This window comes from Sinomicrobium halophytocola (assembly GCF_052983395.1).
Genome location: NZ_JBRKIT010000040.1, coordinates 297,321 through 323,200, shown reverse-complemented (window position 1 = coordinate 323,200; position 25,880 = coordinate 297,321). Strand labels below are relative to the sequence as shown.

The 25,880-nt window shown below is 43.2% G+C and carries 23 protein-coding genes; 11 read left to right on the top strand and 12 right to left on the bottom strand.

Annotated elements, in window-relative coordinates; translation table 11 throughout:
* Positions 1-283: 283 nt before the first annotated feature.
* Positions 284-3,088: an excinuclease ABC subunit UvrA gene (gene uvrA / locus ACVBDY_RS18100; RefSeq protein WP_447176868.1), complete on the bottom strand. Its 2,805-nt coding sequence runs from the start codon at positions 3,086-3,088 to the stop codon at positions 284-286.
* Between the two features lie 314 nt (positions 3,089-3,402).
* On the opposite strand from uvrA, the gene ACVBDY_RS18095 reads away from it, so the two are divergent.
* The gene (locus ACVBDY_RS18095) at positions 3,403-3,987 is read left to right on the top strand and encodes an RNA polymerase sigma factor (RefSeq protein WP_447176867.1); all 585 of its coding nucleotides are present in this window, start codon (positions 3,403-3,405) and stop codon (positions 3,985-3,987) included.
* A gap of 60 nt (positions 3,988-4,047) precedes the next feature.
* Complete coding sequence (locus ACVBDY_RS18090; RefSeq protein ID WP_447176866.1) at positions 4,048-4,191, top strand: hypothetical protein; 144 nt, start codon at positions 4,048-4,050, stop codon at positions 4,189-4,191.
* An 87-nt stretch (positions 4,192-4,278) separates the two neighbouring features.
* On the opposite strand, the gene ACVBDY_RS18085 is transcribed toward ACVBDY_RS18090, so the two are convergent.
* Positions 4,279-4,950 (bottom strand): endonuclease III domain-containing protein, encoded by a 672-nt coding sequence (locus ACVBDY_RS18085; RefSeq protein ID WP_447176865.1) that lies wholly within the window; start codon positions 4,948-4,950, stop codon positions 4,279-4,281.
* A gap of 105 nt (positions 4,951-5,055) precedes the next feature.
* On the opposite strand from ACVBDY_RS18085, the gene bcp reads away from it, so the two are divergent.
* The 9 genes from bcp to ACVBDY_RS18040 all read left to right on the top strand — a co-directional run bounded on the left by bcp (position 5,056) and on the right by ACVBDY_RS18040 (position 15,232).
* Entirely contained in the window at positions 5,056-5,517 is a 462-nt protein-coding gene (gene bcp, locus ACVBDY_RS18080; protein WP_447176864.1) for a thioredoxin-dependent thiol peroxidase, read from the top strand.
* A 97-nt stretch (positions 5,518-5,614) separates the two neighbouring features.
* Positions 5,615-7,486 (top strand): ABC-F family ATP-binding cassette domain-containing protein, encoded by a 1,872-nt coding sequence (locus ACVBDY_RS18075; protein ID WP_447176863.1) that lies wholly within the window; start codon positions 5,615-5,617, stop codon positions 7,484-7,486.
* Between the two features lie 9 nt (positions 7,487-7,495).
* Entirely contained in the window at positions 7,496-7,990 is a 495-nt protein-coding gene (locus ACVBDY_RS18070) for a hypothetical protein (RefSeq protein ID WP_447176862.1), read from the top strand.
* Between the two features lie 346 nt (positions 7,991-8,336).
* Entirely contained in the window at positions 8,337-8,804 is a 468-nt protein-coding gene (locus ACVBDY_RS18065) for a protease complex subunit PrcB family protein (RefSeq protein WP_447176861.1), read from the top strand.
* Between the two features lie 349 nt (positions 8,805-9,153).
* Positions 9,154-12,012 (top strand): zinc-dependent metalloprotease, encoded by a 2,859-nt coding sequence (locus ACVBDY_RS18060; RefSeq protein WP_447176860.1) that lies wholly within the window; start codon positions 9,154-9,156, stop codon positions 12,010-12,012.
* Positions 12,013-12,415: 403 nt separating this feature from the next.
* Positions 12,416-13,759 (top strand): 2TM domain-containing protein, encoded by a 1,344-nt coding sequence (locus ACVBDY_RS18055; RefSeq protein ID WP_447176859.1) that lies wholly within the window; start codon positions 12,416-12,418, stop codon positions 13,757-13,759.
* Between the two features lie 40 nt (positions 13,760-13,799).
* A complete protein-coding gene (locus ACVBDY_RS18050; RefSeq protein ID WP_447176858.1) occupies positions 13,800-14,096 on the top strand; it encodes a 2TM domain-containing protein in 297 nt (98 codons plus the stop codon).
* Between the two features lie 32 nt (positions 14,097-14,128).
* The gene (locus ACVBDY_RS18045) at positions 14,129-14,446 is read left to right on the top strand and encodes a 2TM domain-containing protein (RefSeq protein WP_447176857.1); all 318 of its coding nucleotides are present in this window, start codon (positions 14,129-14,131) and stop codon (positions 14,444-14,446) included.
* Positions 14,447-14,479: 33 nt separating this feature from the next.
* The gene (locus tag ACVBDY_RS18040) at positions 14,480-15,232 is read left to right on the top strand and encodes a LytR/AlgR family response regulator transcription factor (protein ID WP_447176856.1); all 753 of its coding nucleotides are present in this window, start codon (positions 14,480-14,482) and stop codon (positions 15,230-15,232) included.
* On the opposite strand, the gene ACVBDY_RS18035 is transcribed toward ACVBDY_RS18040, so the two are convergent.
* From ACVBDY_RS18035 to ACVBDY_RS17990, 10 genes are all read right to left on the bottom strand, one after another.
* A complete protein-coding gene (locus ACVBDY_RS18035; RefSeq protein ID WP_447176855.1) occupies positions 15,224-16,249 on the bottom strand; it encodes a UDP-glucose--hexose-1-phosphate uridylyltransferase in 1,026 nt (341 codons plus the stop codon). The genes ACVBDY_RS18040 and ACVBDY_RS18035 overlap by 9 nt on opposite strands.
* Before the next feature lie 15 nt (positions 16,250-16,264).
* The gene (gene lgt, locus ACVBDY_RS18030; protein ID WP_447176854.1) at positions 16,265-17,098 is read right to left on the bottom strand and encodes a prolipoprotein diacylglyceryl transferase; all 834 of its coding nucleotides are present in this window, start codon (positions 17,096-17,098) and stop codon (positions 16,265-16,267) included.
* Between the two features lie 98 nt (positions 17,099-17,196).
* Positions 17,197-18,369, bottom strand: a complete 1,173-nt coding sequence (galK, locus tag ACVBDY_RS18025) for a galactokinase (RefSeq protein ID WP_447176853.1) — start codon at positions 18,367-18,369, stop codon at positions 17,197-17,199.
* A 70-nt stretch (positions 18,370-18,439) separates the two neighbouring features.
* Positions 18,440-19,990, bottom strand: coding sequence for a sodium/sugar symporter (locus ACVBDY_RS18020; RefSeq protein WP_447176852.1), 1,551 nt, complete (start codon positions 19,988-19,990; stop codon positions 18,440-18,442).
* A gap of 398 nt (positions 19,991-20,388) precedes the next feature.
* Complete coding sequence (locus ACVBDY_RS18015) at positions 20,389-21,576, bottom strand: LETM1-related biofilm-associated protein (RefSeq protein ID WP_447176851.1); 1,188 nt, start codon at positions 21,574-21,576, stop codon at positions 20,389-20,391.
* An 80-nt stretch (positions 21,577-21,656) separates the two neighbouring features.
* Positions 21,657-22,238 (bottom strand): superoxide dismutase family protein, encoded by a 582-nt coding sequence (locus tag ACVBDY_RS18010; RefSeq protein ID WP_447176850.1) that lies wholly within the window; start codon positions 22,236-22,238, stop codon positions 21,657-21,659.
* A 134-nt stretch (positions 22,239-22,372) separates the two neighbouring features.
* Positions 22,373-23,125, bottom strand: a complete 753-nt coding sequence (locus tag ACVBDY_RS18005; RefSeq protein ID WP_447176849.1) for a GIN domain-containing protein — start codon at positions 23,123-23,125, stop codon at positions 22,373-22,375.
* Between the two features lie 234 nt (positions 23,126-23,359).
* Positions 23,360-24,277 carry a bifunctional metallophosphatase/5'-nucleotidase gene (locus ACVBDY_RS18000; protein ID WP_447176848.1) on the bottom strand — a complete coding sequence of 306 codons (918 nt, stop codon included), beginning with the start codon at positions 24,275-24,277 and terminating at the stop codon, positions 23,360-23,362.
* A gap of 90 nt (positions 24,278-24,367) precedes the next feature.
* Positions 24,368-25,045: a tRNA (guanosine(37)-N1)-methyltransferase TrmD gene (gene trmD, locus ACVBDY_RS17995; RefSeq protein WP_447176847.1), complete on the bottom strand. Its 678-nt coding sequence runs from the start codon at positions 25,043-25,045 to the stop codon at positions 24,368-24,370.
* Positions 25,046-25,152: 107 nt separating this feature from the next.
* Positions 25,153-25,779 (bottom strand): tRNA (guanine-N1)-methyltransferase, encoded by a 627-nt coding sequence (locus ACVBDY_RS17990; protein ID WP_447176846.1) that lies wholly within the window; start codon positions 25,777-25,779, stop codon positions 25,153-25,155.
* Between the last annotated feature and the right edge of the window lie 101 nt (positions 25,780-25,880).

Below are 25,880 nucleotides of genomic sequence, written 5' to 3'. Positions count from 1 at the left end.
GAACTGGTAAGTAGACATGATGCCTTCCTATACACTTATACCTTAACGCATGAGGTGTAAAAATAAAACCCTGCATCATTAGATGGTGCAGGGTCTTACAACTAACCAACCAAAATATGAAAAAAACTAACTAACCGTTTAAGGTATTCTGTTAATTTCAAATAGCGTGCCAAATCTGGAAAAAGGGGATGTTTAACGGGTTAAATTCCTGTTAACAGGATTTGTGTTTGTTAGAGACGCACGGCCGTGCGTCTCTAACACTGAAAATATGAATATTGTGGTTTCAGGAAAGATTATTAACTCCTAAGGGCAATTTCTCCCTCAGATATTTTGCCGTAAACGATTTTTTGTTTTTGGCAATTTCTTCCGGAACGCCTTCGGCAATTACAGTACCACCTTTTTCTCCACCACCCGGACCGAGATCAATAATATAGTCCGCACATTTGATCAGTTCCAGGTTGTGTTCTACGACAACTACAGAGTGCCCTTTTTCTATAAGCGCATTAAACGAAGCAAGCAGTTTCTTGATATCGTGGAAGTGCAATCCCGTTGTGGGTTCGTCAAATATAAACAGGGCTTTTTCATCTGTATTACCTTTAGACAGGAACGAAGCGAGTTTTATCCGTTGCGCTTCTCCTCCGGAGAGAGTGGAGGAAGATTGCCCCAGGGTAACGTATCCCAGTCCCACATCCTGTAAGGGTTGTAGCTTATTGATGATCTTTTTCTGTTTGTGTTCTCCGAAGAAGTCGATGGCGTCATCTATGGTAAGGGTCAACACATCATTAATGTTTTTTCCTTCGAAGGTCACTTCGAGTATTTCTTTTTTGAAGCGTTTGCCCTTGCAGGTTTCACAGGGCAGTACCACATCGGCCATAAACTGCATTTCTATGGTTACTTCGCCTTCTCCTTTGCAGGTTTCGCAACGTCCGCCATCCACGTTAAAAGAGAAGTGTTTTGGCTGATATCCCCTTATTTTTGATAGTTTCTGGGAAGTGAACAGCGCCCGTATATCGTCATATGCTTTAATATAAGTAACAGGGTTGGACCTGGAAGATCTCCCTATTGGGTTTTGATTGACAAACTCCACGGACTTAAGCGAGCCGTAATTTCCCTCCGCAGCAGTATATTTCCCGGCTTTTTCCCCGTATCCGCCTGTTTCTTTGAGGACCACAGGGTAGAGGATTTTCTTTACCAACGAACTTTTCCCGCTTCCGGATACGCCGGTAACAACGGTAAGCATGTTCAGCGGAAAAGTAACATCTATATTTTTGAGATTGTTTTCCCTGGCCCCTTTAATATGAATGTAATTTTTGGAAGCCCGTCGTTTTTTAGGGACTTCTATCTGTTTTCTTTCGCTCAGGTAGTCCCCGGTAAGTGTATGGGCTTTAAGTATTTCCTTATAAGTACCTGTGGCCACGACTTCTCCTCCGAGCGTACCGGCTTCCGGACCGATATCTATAATAGTATCGGCGGCTTTCATAATGTCCTCGTCATGTTCCACCACAATAACCGTATTACCCAGGTCGCGTAGCGATTGCAGTACGGATATGAGTTTTTCGGTATCTTTGGGGTGGAGTCCAATACTGGGTTCATCCAGGATGTACATGGACCCTACGAGGCTGCTCCCCAGGGAAGTAGCCAGATTGATACGCTGCGATTCCCCTCCGGAAAGTGAATTGGACTTACGGTTGAGGGTGAGGTATTCCAGTCCCACATTGGAAAGGAATAACAAACGATTATTTATTTCTTTAAGCAGCCTTCCGGCTACTTTCTGTTCATATTCGGTTAGCGTTATTTTTTGAAAGAAGTCCGCCAGACGATGCAACGGCATTTCCACCAGTTCGGATATGGTTTTCTCGTCTATTTTTACGTAATCAGCCTCTTTGCGAAGCCTTCTTCCCTTACATTGCGGGCACTTCGTTTTTCCGCGGTACCTGGAAAGCATTACCCGGTTTTGTATTTTATAGTTCTTTTCCTCCAGTTCCGCAAAAAAATCATGGAGCCCGGTAAAATAGGAATTTCCGTCCCAAACCAACTGTTTTTGCTTCTCGGTGAGCTCAAACCACGGTTTGTGGATGGGAAAATCGAACTTATAGGCATTGTTGACCAGTTGATCCCTGTACCACCCCATGCTTTCTCCTCTCCAGGGAAAGATAGTGTTTTCATATACGGATAAGCCCGAATTGGGTATGACGAGTTCTTCGTCTATACCTATTATATCTCCGTACCCTTCACATTTCGGACAAGCGCCGAAAGGATTGTTGAAACTGAAGAGATGTATGTTCGGTTCCGGGAACTGAATACCGTCCCTTTCGAATTTATTACTGAATGTCGTTTGTTTTCCGGTGGCCATTTCTTCGATAATACATTGGCCTTTTCCTTCGAAAAAAGAAGTTTCCACAGCATCAGAAAGACGATTTATAAAATCTTCATCATCCGGTCGGGTAATGATCCTGTCTACCACCAGGTAAAAGTCCCGGTCTATTTCTTCTTCGATTTCGTCTATACGGATTATTTCATTCCGATATTTTATACGTGCGTACCCCTGTTGTGCAAGTATTTTGATGTTTTCCAATGCACTGCGATGATCCGGTATGTGTACCGGGGACAAAAGTAAGAGCCTGGTGCCGGACTCATAGCTGTTTACAAAATCCACCACATCGGTTACGGTATTCTTTTTCACTTCTTCCCCGGATACGGGAGAGAATGTTCTGCCTATACGTGCATAAAGCAGTTTCAGGTAGTCGTATATCTCCGTAGTGGTACCTACAGTAGAACGCGGGTTGGTGGAATTCACCTTTTGTTCGATAGCTATGGCCGGGGCTATTCCACGGATATAATCGACTTTGGGTTTATCCAGTCTTCCGAGGAACTGTCGGGCATAAGATGAAAGGCTTTCCACATACCTGCGCTGCCCTTCGGCATAAAGGGTGTCAAAAGCAAGGCTGGACTTACCTGAACCGGAAAGTCCGGTTATGACAACCAGCTTATTCCGGGGAATAGCGACATCCAGGTTCTTCAGGTTGTGGAGCCGGGCTCCTTTAATAAGTATATTTTGTTTTGGACTTAATAGCGATATATCCGTCATAGCAAAAAAGGAAAAATACAAAGATAAAGGATAATAAGGCAATTGAAAAGCCTGTTTTACTTTTTGATCATTATCCTGTCGGATTACCTGGTTTTACAGGATTTGAGCTACTTTTGAACCCTATTGCACTTCTAATATTTTACGGAAAATTCAATTTAATATTTGCATTTATTTAAGGAATGTTATTATATTTGGCCAGCTAAACGTTAAAAAAACATTGCATAGGCCATAAAATTACTTTTGAGAACTGAAAAATAGAATACGGTATTTTCCTTAGGGGAAATGCATCACTTTCGATTAAAAAGTAATAAATTATGGAGCAACTTCTTCAGGATTCTGCTTTGGTAGAACAATATTTGTGCGGTGATGAAAAGGCGTTGGAAGCACTCATCAATCGTCATTCCCAAAGAGTTTATAGTTTTATTTTTTCCAAAGTATTCGATAAGGATATCGCAGAAGATATTTTCCAGGATACTTTTATAAAAGTGATACGAACCCTGAAAAGAGGAGCGTATAATGAGGAAGGAAAGTTTCTTCCCTGGGTAATGCGTATAGCACATAACCTAATCATTGACCATTTCAGGAAAAATACACGAATGCCCAAATTTGAGGGAAATGATGATTTTAACATCTTTTCGGTGATAAGCGATAACGCACTTAATGTGGAAAGGCAGATCATCAAAGACCAGGTGGAAGACGATGTACGGAACCTTATAAAAGAACTTCCGACAGATCAGCAGGAGGTATTGATTATGCGTATGTACAAAGATATGAGCTTTAAAGAGATTTCCGAGATCACCGGGGTAAGTATCAATACTGCTTTGGGGAGAATGCGCTATGCCATTATCAACCTTCGGAAAATAGTGGAAAAAAATAACATAGTTTTAACAAACCAGTAATGCAATATTAAAGGTTTTGCCACGTTTTTAAAAAAACAACCCTGAAATTTTATAAACGGCATGGCAAATCTTTACACCAAGAAATCAGCGGATTATAAGAAAATCGGACCCAAGCGGGAGACTATTAATTTTCTGCTCAATTATTCCAAAGCACTTCGTGTTGTGGATTATAAGGAAATACAGTTCGAAACCCTGCTGAACTGAACACGTAGTTAAAGAAACCGTTTTTTAAAGAAAACCTCTTCCGGCGATACTGCCCTTCACCCCCATGGGTGATGTTTCGCGGATGGGTTATAGTTTAGAAGACGGTTTCTTCTTTTTATAATATTCGTCTATTACCGATTTTCTTCCCACGGTTCGGGTAATAATATCTTTTTCGAGGTCCCATCCGCGGGCCGGAGAATATTCCCTGCCATACCAGATGATCTGAAGGTGCAGTTTGTTCCATTTTTCTTTCGGAAACAATCGTTTCGCATCCTTTTCCGTTTGGATTACGTTTTTTCCGTTACTCAATCCCCAGCGATACATAAGCCGTTGAATATGGGTGTCCACCGGAAAAGCGGGAATACCGAAAGCCTGCGAAACCACAACACTGGCAGTTTTGTGACCTACCGCCGGAAGGGTTTCCAAAGCTTCCATATCCGCAGGGACCTCACCGTTATATTTGTCGATGAGGATATGCGACAGTTCGTAGATCCCTTTGGATTTCATGGGAGAGAGCCCAACGGGGCGGATGATATCCTGGATTTCTTCACGGGTAAGCCTTATCATGGCATAGGGATTATCGGCCTTTTCAAATAACAAAGGCGTGATCTGATTGACCCGTACATCCGTACTTTGCGCCGATAGCAATACGGCAATAAGCAGGGTATAAGGGTCTTTATGGTCAAGAGGTATCGGGATTTCCGGGTATATCTTTTCCAGCGTTTCCATGACAAACGCCACTTTTTGGGTTTTGGTCATTTTTACATTACTTTTGGCCGACTAAAATATGTAAAAAAGTCCGAAGTCATAATCGAATATCCCAAATCTAACATCTAATATCTCAAATCTAAAATCTATATAAAAATGAAAACACTGAAACCAGGAGATAAAGTACCGGAATTCACAGTTAGCGACCAGGATGGAAATGCAGTATCCCCTTCGGATTACCTCGGTAAAAAATGGATTGTTTTCTTTTATCCGAAAGCAAGTACCCCCGGGTGTACTGCCGAAGCATGTAACCTGCGGGACAATTACCAGGAATTGAAAAAGGAAGGATATGAGTTGCTTGGTGTAAGTGCAGATTCTGAAAAGAGACAGTCCAACTTTAAGGAAAAATATGAGTTTCCCTTTCCTTTACTCGCCGATGTGGAGAAGAAGGTGATCGAAGCTTTCGGTGTATGGGGACAAAAGAAATTTATGGGTAAGACCTATGACGGAATACACCGTATGACTTTTATCATTGATGAAAAAGGAAAAGTGGAACGGGTCATAGAAAAGGTGAAAACCAAAGACCACGCAGCCCAGATACTGGATGCAGGTGTTTGAACATAGGAAATCCCGGAATTAAGGAGTTATTAGTGTATGGAGTCCAAAATCCCCGATCTAATATCTCAAATCTAATATTTTAGGTCAAAGAGACACAATGAATTATCTGTCAGTAGAAAATATATCTAAATCTTTCGGGGAACGTGTTCTGTTTACCGATATATCTTTCGGGATAAACAAAGATCAGAAAATTGCGTTCATCGCCAGGAATGGCACCGGGAAAACTTCCCTGTTGAACATTATAACGGGAAAAGACACACCGGATAGCGGGCAGGTAGTTTCCAGGAACGGGATATACATAGGATTTCTGCCTCAGGAACCGGAACTGAAACCCGGGCTCACGGTGGAAGAAACGATCTTTGCTTCCGAAAATAAAATATTGAGAGTTATCCGGGCCTATGAAGACGCTTTGCAAAATCCGGAAGATGCAGAGGCATACCAGCGTGCCTTTGAACACATGGAGTTGCACCAGGCATGGGATTTCGAAACCAGGTACAAACAAATACTTTCCAAGCTGAAACTCGATGACCTTTCCCAAAAGGTGTCTTCGCTTTCGGGCGGACAGAAAAAAAGACTTGCACTGGCTACGGTATTGCTCGACAATCCGGACCTGTTGATACTGGACGAACCGACCAACCACCTGGACCTGGAAATGATAGAGTGGCTGGAATCTTACTTCGCAAAGGAAAACATGACCTTGTTCATGGTAACCCATGACAGGTATTTCCTGGAACGGGTATGCAACGAGATCGTGGAGCTGGAAGACGGAAAACTCTATACCTATAAAGGGAATTATTCTTATTACCTGGAAAAAAAGGAATTGCGCGTAGAAGCAGAAAAAGCCTCCGTAGAAAAAGCGAAGAACCTTTATGTAAAGGAACTGGACTGGATGCGCAGGCAGCCGAAGGCAAGGACATCCAAATCCAAATCGAGGATAGATGATTTTCACGACATCAAGGAGAAAGCACATCAGCGTCGTCAAGATCACCAGGTGCAACTGGAGATCAACATGGAACGGTTGGGAAGCAAGATCGTAGAGTTGCACAATGTTTCCAAAGTATATGAGGATAAAAAAATACTTCAAAAATTCCAGTATGTATTCAGGAAAGGAGAGCGTGTGGGGATTATCGGTAAAAATGGTACCGGCAAATCCACGTTTCTGAACCTGCTCACCGGAATCGTTGCTCCCGACGGTGGTAAGGTTGTTATCGGTGAAACCGTGAAGTTCGGGTACTATACCCAGTCCGGAATAGAAGTAAAACCGGAACAGAAAGTAATAGACGTTATCCGCGCTTTTGGAGATTATATCCCTTTAATGAAAGGCAAACAGATCTCTGCCGTCCAGCTTCTGGAGCGCTTTCTGTTCGACCGGAAAAAGCAATACGACTTTGTAGAGAAACTGAGCGGAGGCGAATTAAAACGTCTTTACCTATGTACCGTGCTTATCCGGAACCCCAATTTTCTTATTCTCGATGAGCCTACAAACGACCTTGACATTATTACCCTCAATGTCCTGGAAGAGTTTTTACTGGATTTCCCTGGCTGTCTTGTCGTAGTGTCGCACGACAGGTATTTTATGGATAAGATCGTGGATCACTTGTTGGTGTTCAGGGGTGATGCCGAAATAGAGGACTTTCCAGGGAATTATACGGATTACAGGGTTTACAACGATAGTATACCAGCGGCGGCGAACGAGGTAAAAACTACAGATAACAATTCCGTTAAGGAAAAGAACACCTGGCGTAAAGATGCTAATAAAGGCCTTTCCTATAACGAACAGAAGGAGTACAACCGACTGGAAAAGGATATACGTAAACTGGAAGAAGAAAAGAAAGAAATAGAAGCCATGTTCTTCGACGAAAGCATGGATGGAGGACGTATTGACGAACTTTCCGTAAGACTCAAAAAGATTTTGGCGGAAATAGAGGACAAGACCGACCGATGGCTGGAGCTCTCATATAAAGACTAAAGCGCTTGTATGCTCGGGTATCTGAAATTTCTGCTTAAATCTACCAATCAGCACGGGGTACATTCGCCTTTTGTCTATGCCTATGTTACCAGGGGATTGTACACCAAACAAAAGTTCGGAGGAACAAAAGCGCAACGGTTACTGTTTCGTACCATTGCGTATTTCCATGCGGAAAGTGTAGGTGTTTTACAACCGGATGAAGAATTAACAGGCGCGTTACAAAAATACTTTCCGGGTATATCCGTAAGTGATACCAAAGGAAAAATCACCTATTACAATAAAGAACTCCGACCGGATGCTATGAAATATTTTCAGAAAGAGGAAAAAACCGGATTTGATGAGGTGTTAATAATTAAGGGTATACATAAAAATACTACAGCTGGAATGGCCTGGGAGGAGATGAAAAAAAATAAGCAAGTGACCGTTACCGTAGACCTTTTTTATGTAGGAGTAGTATTCTTTCGGAGAGGACAGGCCAGGGAAGATTTCATAATTCGCCCTTAAAAACGTAACTTTATAAGAAATAAGGGACTGATCTGAAAATCAGTTTGAGGTCATCAATCGAAAGATTATTAATATATTATAAACCATATTTGTCTGATTATTGGTATGAAAAGTATTGGCTGGGTAATAATGGTTGTTCTTTTATTCCTTTTGGTTATGTGGAACAACCGAAGGAGTGTACGAAAGTGGAAGAATCGTAAGGGGAAGAGCTTTCGAGATAATTATTATGATAGGAAAAAAGAAAAACAAACGGGTAAAGAGGAAGAAACGGATAAGGAAAAACAGGAATGAGATGCTCTGTTGTTTTCACACGATTAAGTTAACCATATATTAAGCCCTGAGAAACATGAAAAAATCTTTATTACTTATCGGTGTAATTCTATTGTTTTGTGCCTGTGTAGGAGCAAAACAGGATGGTAAGGCACAAAGCAGCGATGCCGGAGAAAATCCGCTGGATTATAAAGTCCTCCTTGAAGATAGTTACGGCGGTACGGATACGGCGGAAAACAGGGTGATAACCAGCCAGGAAGAACTGGAAAAAGTATACGGCATCATAAACCGTACCCGGAGACCCGGAATAGAGGTTCCGAAGGTAGATTTTACTAAAAACATGGTTGTTGCTATGTTTATGGGACAACTGTCGTCCGGCGGAAACCGGGTGGAAATAGAAAAAATAGAAGAAACGGGAGATTCCGTGCAGGTATATGTCCGGAAAGTACAGCCCGGAGAAGGCGATATGACAAGTATGGCCATAACCAATCCGTTCATCTTTGCAGAACTCCCACGCTCGGACAAAAAAGTCGTTTTTAACTAAACTACCGGATTACTCAATCCATAGGTTTCAGGGAGACCGGAAACCTGTTTTGCCACGGATACACGGATAATAAAAAACTTTCCGGAGATAATTTTCTATCGGAAATTTCCCTTCTTAAAACCGAAAAAGGATCGGGCATACCATTTCAATCCGAAATGGATGTTTTAGACTCCCTTTTCGGTTTTTTTGTTTTTGACACCTGTATAAAATACGTTGAAGTCTCTATGTTTCTGGCAGGTATGAGGTTATATTTTAAATTTATAAAAATTTTATTTGTTATAATTTATGTATTTTTTCTTAAAAATTGTTAATTTTAACGTATTGCCTATAATCCTAAACTTAACTTATTATGAGAAAAAGACTACTTTTTTTTACGTTTCTATGTAGCCTGTGGTATGGCTACGGACAGGATTCTTTCTGGTCATTGGCCGGAGGAACAGGAAAATCGCAGGTAATGCCTGCTAAAGAAGCACTCTCTTACGGGAAAATTTACAAGCTGGATGTAAAGGGACTGGAACAGGCACTGCAGGGGGCTCCGCAAAGAGGACGTGCCGTGTCTTCCGGAATTGTAGTTCGCTTTCCCAACGCGGAAGGCGAGTTGGAAAGTTTTCGGGTAACAGAGGCTTCCGTAATGCACCCGGATCTTGCTGCAAGATATCCGGAAATACATTCTTACGCAGGTCAGGGTATGGACGATCCGTCTATGGTGATCCGTTTCAGCCTATCCCATCTCGGTTTACAAAGCATGCGGCTTTCCTCCGGAAATGGAACGGTCTTTATAGAACCGTATACCTCGGACCGGACGTATTATACTGTATACGACAGAAATGACGGGGATACACCTCCTGAGCCTTTCGAATGTATGGTAAAAGACCAGGTGACAAAGAAAGCCGCTTCCGTTCAGGCCAGGCCCAATGCGGATGACGGTATACTGCGTACCTTCAGGCTGGCAGTTTCCGTTCCGGGAGAATACACTCAGTATTTCGGAGGAACCAAAGCCGATGCCCTGGCGGCTATTAATGCGACGATGACCAGGGTTAACGCCCTTTTTGAGAATGATTTTGGCGTTACCATGCAACTCATAGCCAATACGGATGATGTTATCTATACCAACGCCTCTTCCGACCCGTATAGCGGAAGTTACAACAGCCAGTTGCAATCTACGCTGAGCAGTGTTATAGGAGAAGCTAATTACGACGTGGGACACCTGTTACAACGGGGAGGAAATAACGGTAATGCGGGATGTATAGGTTGTGTTTGTGTAAATAACCAAAAAGGGAGCGGTTTCAGTTCCCACTCCACCCCGGAGGGAGATAATTTCGATGTGGACTATGTAGCCCATGAAATAGGACATCAGTTCGGAGGAAACCATACATTTACCATACGCAATGAAGGTACCGACGCACATTTCGAACCGGGGAGCGGGTCTACCATTATGGGATATGCCGGAATTACGGGCAGTACGGATGTACAGCCACACAGTGATCCCTATTTTCACGCGTTTACCATAGAACAGATTACCAATTATGTGAAATCTACCAGTTGCCAGGCAGAAACCGCTACAGGCAACAACATCCCTACGGCCGATGCCGGGGCGAATTATACCATACCAAAAGGGACACCCTTTGTACTTACCGGGTCCGGGACAGATGCCGATGCCGGGGATGTACTAACCTATTGCTGGGAGCAAATGGATGAGAATAATGCTGCACATACCTTCCCGACAGCTACAGCTACTTCGGGAGTAGCTTTCCGCTCCGAAATACCCTCCACCTCAGAAGAAAGGTATTTTCCGGCCCTGAACACGGTTCTGTCCGGGAGCACATCTTCGCAATGGGAAGTGGTTCCCAATGTAGGCAGAACAATGAATTTCAGGCTGACCGTCAGGGATAATCGTGCGGGGGGAGCCGCGAATAACAGTGATGATATGTCAGTGACCGTAGATGGTAACTCCGGTCCGTTTGCCGTTACTTCTCCCAACAATAATGTGAACTGGGAGATCGGGACGACACAAACCGTGACGTGGGATGTTGCCGGGACCAGCAATGCGCCTGTGAATTGCCAGAATGTGAACATATTGTTGTCTGCTGACGGTGGAAATACGTTTTCCGTTCTCGCTTCCGGTGTACCGAATACCGGTTCGGCAGATATTACCGTGCCGGATACTCCCGGCAATCAGAACCGGGTTAGAGTGGAAGCCGCCGGCAATATTTTCTATGATATATCCAATACCAATTTCACCATTTCCGATGAGCCAGGGGGTGGAGACGATAACAATGTCCGCCTCAGTATTACCTTTGACAATTATCCCGAAGAGACGAGCTGGGAAGTTCTGGACGGAACAGGACAGGTTGCCCTCTCCGGGGGAACATACGGGAGTCAGCCAGATGGTTCTACACTGGTGATCGAGGAATTCCTGCCGGAGGGGTGTTATGCTTTTGTTATTAAAGATGTTTACGGAGACGGTATTTGCTGTTCCTATGGCAATGGTTCTTATATGCTCACCGATATAACCACCGGGGATACCCTTGCTTCCGGCGGGACTTTTACCGATGAAGAGTCTACGGATTTTTGTATGGGCACTACCACACCCCCGACCGGTTCGGCCGATGTGGAACTGGCCTTTGCGTTTGATAATTACCCGGCAGAGACAAGCTGGGAAATACTGGATGACAGTAACGGTATAGTGGCCCAGGGGGGTACTTATAATGAAGAACCCGGAGGTTCTGCGTTATTGCTGAGTGAAACTTTGGAAGACGGCTGCTATACTTTTATTATACGCGACAGTTATGGCGATGGTATTTGCTGTTCCTACGGTAACGGTTCGTATACCCTTACCAATACGGAAACCGGGGAGGTATTGGCTTCCGGAGGGGATTTTAATGCTTCGGAATCTACTGCTTTTTGTATAGGAAGTGCCGAAGCAGCTCAAACGCCTTTACTCGCTTTTTCCGATAAGGGAAGGGGAGAAGCCCGGGATGCTCCTGGAGTAAAATTATATCCCAACCCGGTTCGCGAAAGCCTTTTATATATTGAAAATCTCGGAGAAATGGTGAACTATACTATTATAGATCTTACCGGGAGACAAGTAGATAAAGGGGTGCTTCGCGAAAATGCCGTACCTACGGACAGGCTAAGGCCCGGAGTATATCTTATCCGGTTAGTTTCGGCCACGGAAAAGGTTACCAAACGTTTTATTAAAGAATAAGGGGATCTTTCCCGGATGTCCCGTTTTCCTGTACTTCGAAACAGGGAAACGGGATTTTTTATACCCTCCAGATACCCGTATATGAGCAGACCTCATCGGCTGACGATAGACTACAGGGCGGGTCAATCCTTCACCTCATTCGGGTAAGATCAGGGAAAATAACATGAGAAATCTTCAAGATTATCTCTTTCTGCCATGTAAAAGACAGTTCATCCGGTGATTTTTACAATTCGGATAGTTGATTTTCCGGAAGACAAATACAAACCGGAAATTTGCTCTTGTGTAAATGGATATGTCGGGGAAAATTGTAATTTTAACAGTCAGAGAATGATAATGTTCTGTCACATTACAGCTTCCCGTCCCCGGAAAAGAGAGACGCGGGATTAATGATAAAAACGAATTCATGAAAGAATATTTCCGATTGGTAATTATAGGAGCACTGATAAGCGCCGTACTTTTTCTGGTGGACCAGACCTATAGGTTCTTATCCGGGTTCTCCACGGCCTTTAACGGGGATATCCTGTTGTCTTATGGCTATTATGCGTTGTATGGAATACCACTGACTTTTGTAAATGCCTATATCGTAAAGTATATCAGTGACGTTTATAAAAGGAAACAAAAAAAGTACAACCTGGTTACGGGAATACTCGGAACAGTACTGGTAACCCTCCCCTGTGTTTTTGTTCTTCGAATTTTTCATCGGGTATACCTGGACGGATTATCTTTCCGGGATTTCTTGATGTCGGAGAACGGTGGATTTTATTTTGGGGTGATCATCATTACCCTGTTCATATCCCTGTTTTTCCACGCTTTCTTTTTTTACCGGGCATTCCAGGAAAAACGGGTAAAGGAACAGAAGATCATAGCAGGGACGGCATCCGCACAGTTCGACGCACTTAAAAATCAACTTGATCCGCATTTTTTGTTCAATAGCCTCAATGTACTGACCAGTCTTATCGATGAAAAACCGGAATCCGCCCAGAAGTTTACGACTTCCTTGTCCAAGATCTACCGTTATGTCCTGGAGCAAAAAAACAAGGAACTGGTATCCGTGGATGAGGAGTTGCAATTTGCCCGGATTTACGTGAGCCTTTTAAAAATGCGCTTCGAGGACAGCATAGAATTCGAAATGCCGGAGAAAGCCGGTAACCCGGAAGCAAAAGTAGTGCCTTTGTCCCTCCAATTGTTGCTGGAAAATGCCGTAAAGCACAATACGGTGACGGCAAAGCATCCCTTACACATAACGATCTGTGAGGAAGGGAGAAATCTTGTCATACGAAATAACATACAACGCAAACAAGTCATAAAAAAGGGTAGTGGCGTAGGCCTGGCGAATATAAAACAACGTTATAAGTTGCTTACCGAAAGGAAAGTGGAAGTATATGAAAACGCCGTTTCCTTTGAAGTGAAAATACCGATGCTAACCAAGCAAATAGAAATGATGCAAACAGAAAACGAAGAAATGGATGAAAAATATATGGCTGCTAAAAGGCGGGTGGAAGAACTTAAGGAATTTTACTGGAATTTAATGTCTTACTGCATTGTCATCCCTTTCCTAATCTTTATCAACTACAGGACGTCCTGGAACTTTCAGTGGTTCTGGTTTCCCGCTTTCGGTTGGGGAATAGGACTGACCTTTCACGCTGCCCGGGTATTCCTGGACAGAGGCTTTTTTGGCAGGCAATGGGAAGAAAGAAAGATACGGGAATACATGCGGGAGGAAGAAAAAGGTACCCGGTGGCAGTAAGTGATTTTGTTTCCAATTTTTAAAGAGACCAACTATGAATATGAATACGACAAAAGACGAAAGATACCGTCGTGCCAGAAAAAGACTGGATAGAGAAAAGGGGTTTTACAGGCATTTATTTTGTTATGTGGTTGTAAACCTGATCCTGATTTTTATTAATTACTGGACATTCTGGAAAGTCAAATGGTTCTTTTTCCCGGCTGTTGGCTGGGGAGTGGGTCTGGCTTTTCATGCGACAAGAGTGTTCCTGGTCAATGGTTTCTTCGGAGCACAGTGGGAGGAAAGAAAGATCCGGGAATATATGAAGGAGGAAGAAGAAAGCACCAGATGGGAGTAGCTTTCATTATGTAATTCTAAAAGCAATTAACTATGGAGAACTACACAAAAGAAGAGAAATATCTTCGCGCAAAGAAAAGGCTTGACAGGGAAACGGGATTTTACAGGCATTTGCTTTGGTATTTGGTCATAAACCTGCTTCTCATTGGATTTATAGGTGTGGAAGCGTACAAAGACGGAGAAAAGTTCTGGACTTTCGGTACCTTTTCTACGGCGATTTTCTGGGGCATAGGGGTGGTTGTACATGGTATGTCCGTATTTATTCCCAATCTTTTTCTCAGTAAGGAATGGGAAAAAAGGCAAATACGGCGCTATATGGAAAAAGAGGAACGGAGACAGCGCTGGGAATAAGAAAAAATATAATAAACATCGTAGCTCACATACATGAAAGTTATTATCATAGAAGACGAAAAACCTGCGGCAAGACGATTACAACGTATGGTGGAAAAACTGGGAATACCAGTGAACGACATGCTGCATTCCGTAGAGGAGGCTATCGAGTGGTTTGAAAAGAACGAGCATCCTGATCTCATATTCCTCGACATACAATTATCGGACGGCCTGTCTTTTGAAATTTTTGAAGCCATAGAAGTAAAGAGCGCGGTGATCTTCACCACGGCCTATGATGAATACGCTTTAAGGGCGTTTAAACTGAACAGCATAGACTACTTGTTAAAGCCCATAGACGATGAAGAATTGGAAGAGGCCATGAAAAAGTATCGCGATCGCATTCCTGCCAGCCGTATACAACTGGATTTCGAAGAGGTGCGAAAAATGCTCGTAAACCCGTTGGACCGTCAGTACAAAAAACGTTTTACGGTGAAGATAGGTCAGCGTCTGAAAATGGTTCCGATAGAGGAGATAGAATGCGTTTACAGTGAGAATAAAGGTACTTATATACACACTTCCGAAGGCAGGGACTATCTTCTGGACACTACGCTGGATTCACTGGAAAACGAATTACCTCCGGATACCTTTTACCGGGTAAGCCGCAAATTCTATGTTAATGTATCGGCTATCCGCGATATTATAGCGTATACCAATGCCCGGCTTCAAGTGAAACTGCACCGATATAACGGGCAGGAGATCATCGTAAGCCGGGAACGGGTTAAAGATTTTAAAGACTGGCTAGGCTAATTCGCGTAACCGCTGTGCCGCACTTTCCGCGGTAATATCCCGTTGCGGCATAGCAAACATTTCATAGCCTACCATAAATTTCTTCACGGTTGCCGACCGGAGTAGCGGCGGGTAAAAACTCATGTGCCAGTGCCAGTGATCATAATCTTTTCCATCCGTGGGCGCCTGGTGAATACCTGCGGAATATGGAAAGGAGCAATCAAAAAGTTTGTCGTAAGTAGCAGTTATAAAACGGATGGCATCCGCAAAAGCTGTTTTTTCCGCTCCGGACAATTGTCCGATATGGGATTGGTGCTTTTTGGGCAATATCATTGTTTCAAAAGGCCATACCGCCCAGAAAGGGATGAGTATAACAAGATGTTCGTTTTCATAAACCAGTCGCTCTTTATTGCTTATTTCCTGTAATATATAATCGGACAGCAGGCTCTTCCGGTTACTTTGGTAATACTCTTTTTGTCTCTTGTCTTTTTTTATCACTTCATTAGGTATGGAACTCTGGGCCCAGATCTGTCCGTGCGGGTGCGGATTGCTGCACCCCATAACAGCACCCTTGTTTTCAAATATTTGTATATAACAGATGTCTTCCTGCTGGCCGAGATGCCTGTATTCTTCCTGCCAGAGGGAAACTACCTTTTCTATATCGGGGGTTTCCATATCGGCCAGACTTTTGGAGTGATCGGGGGAAAAGCAAATGACCCTGCATGTACCCTGTTCGCTCTCCGCCCGGAGCAACCCGTCATTGATAATAAAGGGGTCGGATTCGTTCTGTAGGGCGGCAAAATCGTTGGTGAACGCATAGGTATCCGTATATTCCGGGTTTATATCGCCACTTGCCCTTTTGTTTCCGGGGCAGAGATAGCAACTTTCGTCATACGAAGGCCTATCCGCTCCCGGTTGTTTTTCCTGTTGTCCCTGCCAGGGGCGTTTGGTCCGGTGTGGAGAGACCAGTATCCACTCCCCGGTTAGTATGTTAAATCTTTTGTGAGATTGATTTTGCAAAACTTCTTTCTGGATCATGGTGTGTTTACTATTTTAACTTGTTATTTTTACGCTTTGCATACGATTGCGGAAAATAAAGAATATTCCCAGTAAAATAAAAGGAATACTCAATAACTGTCCCATATTAATAATCATATTATCTTCAAATCCTACCTGGTTTTCCTTAAAAAATTCGAGAAGAAACCTTGCCGTAAATAATAAAACGAGAAAAAGCCCGAACAGAAAACCGCTTTTTTGTCGTACGTTTTGCGATCGGTAGAGCAGGATCAGTACTACGAATATGGATAAATAGGCCAGGGCCTCGTACAGTTGCGTGGGATGCCGGGCAATGAGATCGTCTCTCATAAATACTACCCCCCAGTTACCATTGGTGGGCTTACCGTATATTTCGGAATTCATAAAATTACCGAAACGTATAAATGCCCCGGTAAGCGGAATGGCTATGGAAATCCTGTCCAGCACCCATAAGAGCCGTGTTTTATATTTCCTGCAGTACAGCATAATAGCCAAAAGCACCCCGATGGCCCCGCCATGACTGGCAAGCCCCTGGTACCCGGTAAACCTATACGAACCGTTAATTTCCTGTATGGGCAAAAATATCTCTACCGGGTGATTTAGATAGTACCCGGGTTCATAGAATAAACAGTGTCCCAGCCGGGCACCTGCTACCGTACCTATAACAATATAAGTGAGCAGCTTGTCCAGTTGTGTTACCGGAATGTTCTCCTTTCGGTAAATTCTTTTTACCACCAGGTATCCCAGCAAAAGACCGGACACAAAGAGCAGTCCGTAATACTTTAACGGAAAGGTGTCGGTTACCTGGATGATAACCGGGTCCACGTTCCAGTATAAAACGCCGTCTTTCATAATGTGTACGGGGTTTTTACTATTTTGGGCAGGACTGATGCTGACATGAGCTTTCTTTTTCTAAGCATTTTAGGCAGGAGAGAAATCTTATAAACCCCTCAGGAGACCCTGATGCCGGTCCCGTCTGTTAATGAGACACGGTACGTGTCCGGTTCCTTTTCGAACATACGGATATATTCCTGTCTTACAGATTCAACAAATGCATCGGCTTCCCCTTTTTTGATGATATTTATAGTACATCCGCCGAAACCGCCTCCCATCATTCGGCTACCGAGTATACCGGATGTTTTCCTGGCTTTTTCCACCAGGAAATCCAGTTCCGGGCAACTTACCTGATATTGATGTTGCAACCCGTTATGGGATGCAAAGAGCAATTCGCCAAGTTTACCGATATTATTTTGTTCTATTGCTTGTATAGCCTGTTTAACACGGTTGTTTTCCTGTATGACATACAGGCACTGGATATATACCTCTCCGGGCAACAGGTCTTTTACCTGCAAGAGATCTTCTTCAGCAGCATCGCGCAGGGCTTTGATTTCCGGGAACTTTTCCTGTAGTGCCTTTACCCCGGTTTCGCAGGCATTTCTCCTGTCGTTATAAGCCGAATCGGCAAGGCTGTGTTTTACGTTGGAATTAATAAGGAGTAATTCGTAATCTCGAAAATCGATCTGAACCGGGGTAAAATCCAAAGTACGGCAGTCCAGGAACAACACATGGTTCTCTTTTCCCTGCATGCTGGCAAACTGATCCATAATACCACATTGTACTCCTACGAAATTGTGTTCTGCCTTTTGGGAAAGCAACATCATTTCTTTTCGGGACAGCTGTAATCCGAACAATTCATTCAGACTGTATATGATACTGTTCTCCAGGGCGGCAGAAGAAGACAGGCCCGAGCCATTGGGGATATTTCCTCCGAACACGATATCGAAACCGGTTAGTTTGCTCCCCATTTTTTGTATTTCTGCCACGACACCGAGCACATAATTCTTCCAGCTTCCTCTTTCGGAAGGTTTTAGATCGGTGAGACTGAAAGTACAGTATTCTTCCATGTCCGCGGCATAGACTGAGCATGTATCCGTACTGCCATTTTTGGCGGTAGCACAGATAATATAACGGTCTATGGCACCCGGCAGTACAAAGCCATCATTATAATCGGTGTGTTCCCCGATAATATTGATACGTCCGGGAGATTGGACGATAAGAGGCGCAGTGTTGTGTTTTTCAGTGAAAAGCGTTTGTATTTTATCTGTTAATGCTTCTGTTGTCATAGGTATTATTCCCGGTATAAGGGTGAAGTTTGTCAGTTGTTAATCTTTTCTTTTTCAATGTTGCGATATTTTACCACCAGGCGGCATAGATCACCGCAAGTATCCCCATGATCAGGATTGCTGCCGTATTAAATACAGGCGAGGTTTTGAAGAGACCTTTTTCCAGGTAGATCGCTTTTTTGTCATCGGTTTTATTCTCAATGAGAGATATGGCAATGATTATAGTCGAAAGGATCAGGAAACACAGCCCCATACGGTTCATGAACGGGATTCCCGGGGCAAAATATTTTAAGGCTACCGATAGTGGAATGGATAAAATAACGACCCAGAAAGCTGCATTCGCAGATGTCCTTTTCCAGAACATTCCGAAAAGGAAAACAACCACAACACCGGGGCTTATAAAACCGGTATATTCCTGGATGAATTGGAAAGCCTGATCGAGGTTCCCCAGGAGAGGGGCTACTATACCTCCAATAATAAGGGATACTGCCGCTACAATACGCCCTATGGTCACTATTTTTTTATTACTTGCCGTTTTGTTTAGCGGTTTGTATATGTCCATAGTAAATATGGTGGATGTACTGTTCACCATAGAACTTAAGGAAGAACCAATGGCAGAGATCAATGCGGCGAAAGCAAGGCCTTTAAACCCGGTAATTACATAATTGTCGAGGATCCAGGGATAAGCTTCGTCCGGTTTGCTGATGTCTGCATCCAGCACGAAAGCGGCAATTCCGGGAATAACCACTATCAAAGGGAGTAAAACTTTTAAGAAGGCTGCAAATGCTGTGCCTTTTTGGGCTTCCTTAAGGCTTTTTGCCCCGAGGGCACGCTGTATGATATACTGGTTATTTCCCCAATAGTAGAGGTTGGCTATCCACATGCCTCCTACAAGAACACTTATGCCGGGAAGGTTTTTGTATTCTTCATGTGTCTTGTCGAGTATCATATCGAATTTTTCCGGGGCTCTTTCCAGTAAGGCAGAAAAACCATCCCAGGTACTTCCCCCGATGGCATTTAAGACCAGTACACTGGCCAGCAAACCACCGAAAATAAGCACGGTTACCTGTATGACATCCGTCCATACTACGGCTTTCAGACCTCCGAAAATGGAAAAAGTAGAAGCGAAGACCACCAGTCCTATGATACCGTAGGCCATATCGATACCCATGATCGTTTTCAGGGCCAGTGCTCCCAGATAAAGTACGGAAGTGATATTTACAAACACGAAGAGCAGGACCCAGAAAATCGCCAGCCCGGTATGTACCCGTTTGTCAAAACGCTCTTCCAGAAACTGGGGCATGGTGTAAATCCCTTTTTTGATAAAAATGGGAAGGAAATACTTGGCTACGATGATCAGGGTAATGGCAGCCATAAGCTCGTAAGATGCTATGGCCATGCCCACCACATACCCGGAGCCGGACATTCCGATAAATTGCTCCGCGGAAATATTGGAAGCTATCAGCGAGCCGCCTACAGCCCACCAGGGAAGTGACTTACTAGCCAGAAAATAATCTTCGGCACCTTCCTGTTTGTCCTTAAAAGAAAGCCAAAGCCCGATGGCGCATAATACGATCAGGTAACCGATAAAAATAACGATGTCTACAGTTGAAAAATTCATATTGGATTTTAGATTGATATTGCACAAAAAAAGATAGATTTTACCCCTTATAAACAAGAGATTTGGTAAGGATCTATCCACGATGCCAATGGCCGTCTAAATGTACAGATTTTTTTTATTTATGAAAGAATGTTGTATGTAATATAACGAAATCGTTAAAAAAATACCGGGTAAGTTGCTGATAACAGGAAATACGGCAGTTGAGGAAAAAAATAAGAGTCTTATTGGGAAGAGAATTCCGGATGTTTCGGCAGGGGAATCGATGGGATGAGATGTTTTAAAGACGGAATGAGAAAGATCGGTTAACGATTGATTAATGTAAAGATAAGGCAGGGACTGTGTGCAAAAATCCAGGATCACTTTTGTCAGAGGGGGATCTCTTCTGAACTTTCGTTATATCACGATATTTTATTGTCATCAAAAGCAGACGGTAAAAGCTTAGGAATAAATTTAACCAGTAAGGGAAGAAGTATGCCTCCGCCGGGAAGAAGAAAAATGGCAAGGGAGGGGATGGATTTACAGATGTCCAGTAACTGGAATTTCAGCTTCTGTTTTTCCTCTTTGGTCAATTCTTTTACGGTAGATTTGGACAAGAGGACTACCAGTTCCTTACTTTGCAGAAGTTCTTGCTGCAAGCGTTTTTTGTTCCTGAGGATGAGGTTACTCACCATTCGCGAAGAATTGTCGTAAAAGTGTTTTACCGGGTTGGAGAAGTTGAGAATGGGGATTTCATCCTTATGTGTCCGGAAAAAGTCCCGAACCAAAACGATAGATTTTTCGATTTCCTCTTTTTTGAGATCCAGGGTATGGCCAAGATCAAAGACAAATTGTTTCTCTACCTGGTCTATGGTCTCATCATTCCAGACGGTAAGGCTGGCCAGGTCCAGGAGGTATTTTTTCTCCAGTCCGGAGGTAAAAGAATGTTTTTCTTCTCCGGAAGGGATGATCATTTCCTTATCAAAAGAACCGGTGTACCTGGCGGATGATTCGAATAGTTTTACCAGTTGCATATCGAATTCGTTTTTTTCCGGTTTTATTTCAAGGGCCCTGTACATAGTATTGATAACAAAAGTTTCCAGGTTTCTGGCGTAGGTTATACAGTCGGTATTGCCTTTAAGGAATTGGATATATGCAAGTACGTCGGTATACAGCAATACATTGGTAAGGATACGATTGAAATTTTTAGTAAGGATGTTCTCATCAAACTGTATCCGGTTGCCTATAACCTTTTCCAGTTTGGATGATGGTCTTTTCCCGGAGAGCAATTTGTGAAAAAAAGAAATATCATTGCTTTCTATTTCCGTGTAGAAAGCAATGATAGAATCTATGGCTTCCTCGTAAACGAGGACTCCGTTATGTGTGTAATTTGCAGTGAGGAGTGAAATGTACAAATGAGTTTTAGACAATTCTTCCTCTGTCAGCCTGTTTTCGATATCGAGGGGATAAGCCAGTTTTACATTGGTACCGTAAATAAACCCTGCATCCCTGAGTTTGTCATAAAGAAGACTATTCTCTACAGGAAAGGAACCGGATTTATCTAAAATAGTGTTCAACTTATCTATCCAACCTGCAGCCGAGGGGTTCATAATAATAAAAATGGGTTATATAAATAGCAATTTAATTATGGCCCGGGCCCCTGATAACGGATTAAATTTTGTAAAGGGTTTTATTGTATAATTCCACCACAGCTTATTCGTCCGCCTGCATCACCGGTGGGCTGTGTGGTGAAGTCATCAACTCCCTGGTGAACGATAACTCCTTTACCAACAATGTTCTTGGTATCGTCATTACAATCTATACACCATTCATCGGTAGAGAACGTAATGGAGCCGTTACCTTCCTCATCGGCTTTGAAGTTTCCGATATCTCCTTTGTGGTATCCTTCGGCATCACCCCATTTACCGTGCTTCTGGAAAGTAGGATTCCAGTGACCTCCGGTAGAAGTACCGTCTGCGGCAGAGCAATCTGCTTTTTCGTGAAGGTGGATTGCGTGCTCTCCAGGCTCCAGGCCTTCGAATGTAGCGGTCATGGTAACCTCGCCGTTCTCTTCTTTGAAGATTACGCTACCTTTTACATTGGACTCACTTTTCGGTTCCATAGCTATAGTGAGTTCCTTTGGAGCTTCGGTTTTGGTCTCCACCGGAGCCGGTTCTTTTTCCAGTATGTTTTCCTTTTCTTTTTTTGCCTTGTCTTTACAGGAAACAGACAAAAACAAAACAGATAATGTTAATAATGCTACTTTTCTCATAATGTAAGTTTTTAAAGTTTAAAATTACTTAGCCTTATCTTGCCAGCCAAATTTATACCTTGTTTTTCTGGTTTTTCTTTGTAATTACGGGATAGGTTCCGGATAAAGCCTATTGTGACAGCAATACGGACAGGTCAGGGGAGCGCGGATATTTCAGTGTCTCCTATATTAATCCCTTTGCGGATTTCCGGATTTCCCTTGTATTTAACGGTAGCATCTCCGTATGAGGTAACTTTGAGCCTTTCGGAAATACTGCATTCAAAATTGCTGTCGCCATATGCTACGATCCTTGTGGACCTATTATTGGCCTTAAGGGTGTTGACCTCACTTTCTCCGTAAGTGGTAAATTTTTGTTTGGCAATATCTCCTTTTTTGATTTCCAGGTGACATTCCCCGTAAATAGTTACCCTGAGATCTTCTACAGTGGCTTCATTGAGATATACTTCGGATTCGCCGTAGATATTAAGTCTCATTTTATCGATATGGACCGGGCTTTCGAAAACTATGGTTTCATCACCCCTTACGGAGAATGTGCCGGCTTTTTTATAGGTAACCACGGCTTTTACCACCGTACCCTTGTAGATGGGCTTTTTTTCCTTTCGGCCTTCCCTTTTGATCTTTTCCGTTTTGGTAACAACCCTGGCACCATCGAGATACATATGCAGGACCTGGTTTTTTACTTCCACATGCAATTTTTCCAATGGTTCACCTATCATTTCCACGGCTACGGATTCTGAGTCACCTTCCCGGAATGTAACCTGAATGTGCGGGTTTATAATAACCTTGTCAAAAGAGTCTACGGAAATAGTTTCGGACTGTGCTACGGTTTTGCCCGGAGCGATGAATAGCAATAAAATGCCTAATAAGAATAAGGGCTTGGTATACATGGTTTTGGGTGTTTGTTGTTTTTCGTTTAAATCGAGGATGCTTTGCTTTGTTAAAAAGCGGCACCTTCATATCAAAGATAGGGAAAATGAAGGACTTTTGTTTTTCCAACGGGAAAAAATGACGAGGGTCGGCACCTGCTATTGTGTAGTACTCATTCCGTTTCATGACAGACACAATATAGAATACCTGATCTGACAGATGTGACGAACGGAACAGATTAAAGAGTAAGTTTATCAGACGATTATAGACCTACCTCCCTGCTTCATAAGGTTGTTCTGGTCGTCCAGGTAAAAATCTATGCGGCCCAGGTTGATGCCAAAACAACCCACCTGGTTTACCAGTATCTCTTCTCCTTGACGATTATGGTGTATAGCGGGTTTGTCCATAAAAGTATGTGTATGCCCGCCTATGATAAGGTCTATGTTTTCCGTGTTTTCGGCCAGTTTGATATCGCAGGTGGTTTCGGGATTTCTGTATTGATAACCGATGTGGGACAGACAGATAACAATGTTACAACCTTCCTGGTTGCGGAGTGTGGCCGACATATCCTGAGCGATTTCTATAGGGTCCAGATATTTGGTCTCTTTATAAAGATTGTCGTTAACCAGTCCCTTTAAACGGATACCCAGGCCGAAAATACCGATTTTAACTCCGTCTTTTATAAATACCTTATACGGTTTGGTGTGTGTGTCCATAACCGTATTGGAAAAGTCGTAGTTGGCTATAAGGAAATCAAAGTTTGCATTTGGCAATTGCGCATACAGGCCGTCAATACCATTATCGAAATCGTGATTGCCCAGTGTTGCCGCATCATATTTGAGCATGCTCATCAGTTTGAATTCCAGTTCTCCCCCGTAATAGTTGAAATAGGGGGTGCCCTGAAATATATCTCCGGCATCCAGAAGCAGGGTGTTGGGATTTTCGCGGCGTATATTTTCCACCAGGGTAGCCCTTCTCGCTACTCCTCCCTGGTTGGGATTTCGCGGATCGTCCGGAGGGAATACGTCGATATGGCTATGCACGTCATTGGTGTGCAGTATGGTAATGTGTTTTTTTGTCGATGGGGTGCTACAGGATGATAAAGAGAGCCCTCCGAGGGTCAGAAGCGCTGAGGAGGCTGCAGTGTGATGTATGAAATCCCGTCTGTTCATTTTTTTAGTATATGACAAGGGTGTGATTGTACATTCAAAGTTAAGAGTTTTGATCGATAAAATCCTGCTCTGTAAACTCTTTTTGCCTGTCTAATCATTTAGCAGATCCGGTCTTCTCTGCCTGGTACGTAAATAGGCCTGCTTTTCACGCCATTTCTCAATTTCGGGAAAGTTACCGCTGAGCAGGATATCCGGGACTTTCCATCCTTTGTATTCTGCAGGTCGGGTGTAAACCGGCGGGGCTAAGAGGTCGTCCTGGAAAGAGTCGGTGAGTGCGGACGTTTCGTCGTTGAGGACCCCGGGGATAAGCCGGATGATCGTATCGCATAGTACGGCAGCACCCAGCTCTCCGCCTGAAAGTACATAATCTCCGATGGATATTTCCCGGGTGATGAATTGGTCTCTCACTCTTTGGTCCACGCCTTTATAGTGGCCACACAGTATAATGATATTTTCCCTGAGGGAAAGGAAATTAGCAGTCTTTTGATTGAGGGTTTCCCCATCCGGTGTCATGTAGATGATCTCGTCGTAATTCCTTTCGGACTGTAATAAGGAAATGCATTTGTCAATAGGTTCTATCATCATGACCATTCCGGCACCACCGCCAAACTGGTAATCATCTATGGTCTTGTAATTGTCCGTAGTATAATCGCGAAGGTTATGAGTGTGTACTTCTACCAGTCCTTTATCTATGGCCCGTTTGAGAATGGAGGCTTCAAAAGGACTTTTGAGCAGTTCGGGGAGCACGGTTATAATATCAATACGCATTGTTTTCGGTAAATTTAGACTGCAAAGTTAAAGGTTCAGAGCCAATAGTTGTATACCGGCCCTGAACCTTTATTTTTTTACATTGTAATCCGGAGGTTTTTCCGAACCTATTTTGTTTTGGAGATTTTTTGTTTATTGATCTCGTCCTGGAGTTGTCTTCTTACTTTTTGTTCTCTTTCCAAGGCCTTTTTACGATGATCTTCGTATTCCTGCTCCAGTTCGGAAAGGGCTTTCTTGGCACTATGCGTCACTGCATTGCTGTTTTTGAACTTGTAGACGAAAAAGAAGAGTACCACGGCCAGCAGACCTACGATTCCCCACATGGTAGCCTTATAAGTGGTTTTGTCAATAAGCGCACCGAAAAAAGAAATACTGTCCCTTTCGTTGGTTAGAGTAGATACATGATCGTTGCTTTCTCCCAGTTCCCCTTTTAACGATTCGATTTCCGTGTTTTGGGTTTTGGTGAGATTTATGGCTTCGGTAAGTTCTTTTTCTACCCGTGCCAGGGAGTCGAGTGTATTTTTCTTAAGTGTGTAAAGCCAGTTCTTTTTAACTACTTTATATTCCTGGTAGTTGTTGGAACGCTGTATGACAAATTCAAACTGGTTGTCGATGTTGCCTTCGGTAAGTGATAATTTGCTTCCGGGGTCTTCTTCATCTACAGTTTGCTGCTGCGCATATATAACGTTGGTAAAAAGATGGATAAGGGTAAGTGCAATACACGTAAGGTACATGTTTTTCATTTTCATTTCGGACTGTACTTGATATTTATTATAGTTGTTTATGGTTCGTAACGTTTAGATAACCTACTTATTGTTACCGGGGTTAAAAAAGG

Coding starts and splice junctions, on each gene's coding strand:
- ACVBDY_RS18020 (WP_447176852.1), bottom strand. CDS start 19,990: ATGAATTTTTCAACTGTAGACATCGTTATTTTTATCGGTTACCTGATC.
- ACVBDY_RS18000 (WP_447176848.1), bottom strand. CDS start 24,277: ATGAACAGACGGGATTTCATACATCACACTGCAGCCTCCTCAGCGCTT.
- ACVBDY_RS18060 (WP_447176860.1), top strand. CDS start 9,154: ATGAGAAAAAGACTACTTTTTTTTACGTTTCTATGTAGCCTGTGGTAT.
- ACVBDY_RS17990 (WP_447176846.1), bottom strand. CDS start 25,779: ATGTACCTTACGTGTATTGCACTTACCCTTATCCATCTTTTTACCAAC.
- trmD (WP_447176847.1), bottom strand. CDS start 25,045: ATGCGTATTGATATTATAACCGTGCTCCCCGAACTGCTCAAAAGTCCT.
- uvrA (WP_447176868.1), bottom strand. CDS start 3,088: ATGACGGATATATCGCTATTAAGTCCAAAACAAAATATACTTATTAAA.
- ACVBDY_RS18035 (WP_447176855.1), bottom strand. CDS start 16,249: ATGATCCAGAAAGAAGTTTTGCAAAATCAATCTCACAAAAGATTTAAC.
- ACVBDY_RS18095 (WP_447176867.1), top strand. CDS start 3,403: ATGGAGCAACTTCTTCAGGATTCTGCTTTGGTAGAACAATATTTGTGC.
- lgt (WP_447176854.1), bottom strand. CDS start 17,098: ATGAAAGACGGCGTTTTATACTGGAACGTGGACCCGGTTATCATCCAG.
- ACVBDY_RS18055 (WP_447176859.1), top strand. CDS start 12,416: ATGAAAGAATATTTCCGATTGGTAATTATAGGAGCACTGATAAGCGCC.
- ACVBDY_RS18010 (WP_447176850.1), bottom strand. CDS start 22,238: ATGAGAAAAGTAGCATTATTAACATTATCTGTTTTGTTTTTGTCTGTT.
- ACVBDY_RS18090 (WP_447176866.1), top strand. CDS start 4,048: ATGGCAAATCTTTACACCAAGAAATCAGCGGATTATAAGAAAATCGGA.
- ACVBDY_RS18075 (WP_447176863.1), top strand. CDS start 5,615: ATGAATTATCTGTCAGTAGAAAATATATCTAAATCTTTCGGGGAACGT.
- ACVBDY_RS18085 (WP_447176865.1), bottom strand. CDS start 4,950: ATGACCAAAACCCAAAAAGTGGCGTTTGTCATGGAAACGCTGGAAAAG.
- ACVBDY_RS18040 (WP_447176856.1), top strand. CDS start 14,480: ATGAAAGTTATTATCATAGAAGACGAAAAACCTGCGGCAAGACGATTA.
- ACVBDY_RS18065 (WP_447176861.1), top strand. CDS start 8,337: ATGAAAAAATCTTTATTACTTATCGGTGTAATTCTATTGTTTTGTGCC.
- ACVBDY_RS18015 (WP_447176851.1), bottom strand. CDS start 21,576: ATGAACCCCTCGGCTGCAGGTTGGATAGATAAGTTGAACACTATTTTA.
- ACVBDY_RS18045 (WP_447176857.1), top strand. CDS start 14,129: ATGGAGAACTACACAAAAGAAGAGAAATATCTTCGCGCAAAGAAAAGG.
- ACVBDY_RS18005 (WP_447176849.1), bottom strand. CDS start 23,125: ATGTATACCAAGCCCTTATTCTTATTAGGCATTTTATTGCTATTCATC.
- ACVBDY_RS18050 (WP_447176858.1), top strand. CDS start 13,800: ATGAATACGACAAAAGACGAAAGATACCGTCGTGCCAGAAAAAGACTG.
- ACVBDY_RS18070 (WP_447176862.1), top strand. CDS start 7,496: ATGCTCGGGTATCTGAAATTTCTGCTTAAATCTACCAATCAGCACGGG.
- galK (WP_447176853.1), bottom strand. CDS start 18,369: ATGACAACAGAAGCATTAACAGATAAAATACAAACGCTTTTCACTGAA.
- bcp (WP_447176864.1), top strand. CDS start 5,056: ATGAAAACACTGAAACCAGGAGATAAAGTACCGGAATTCACAGTTAGC.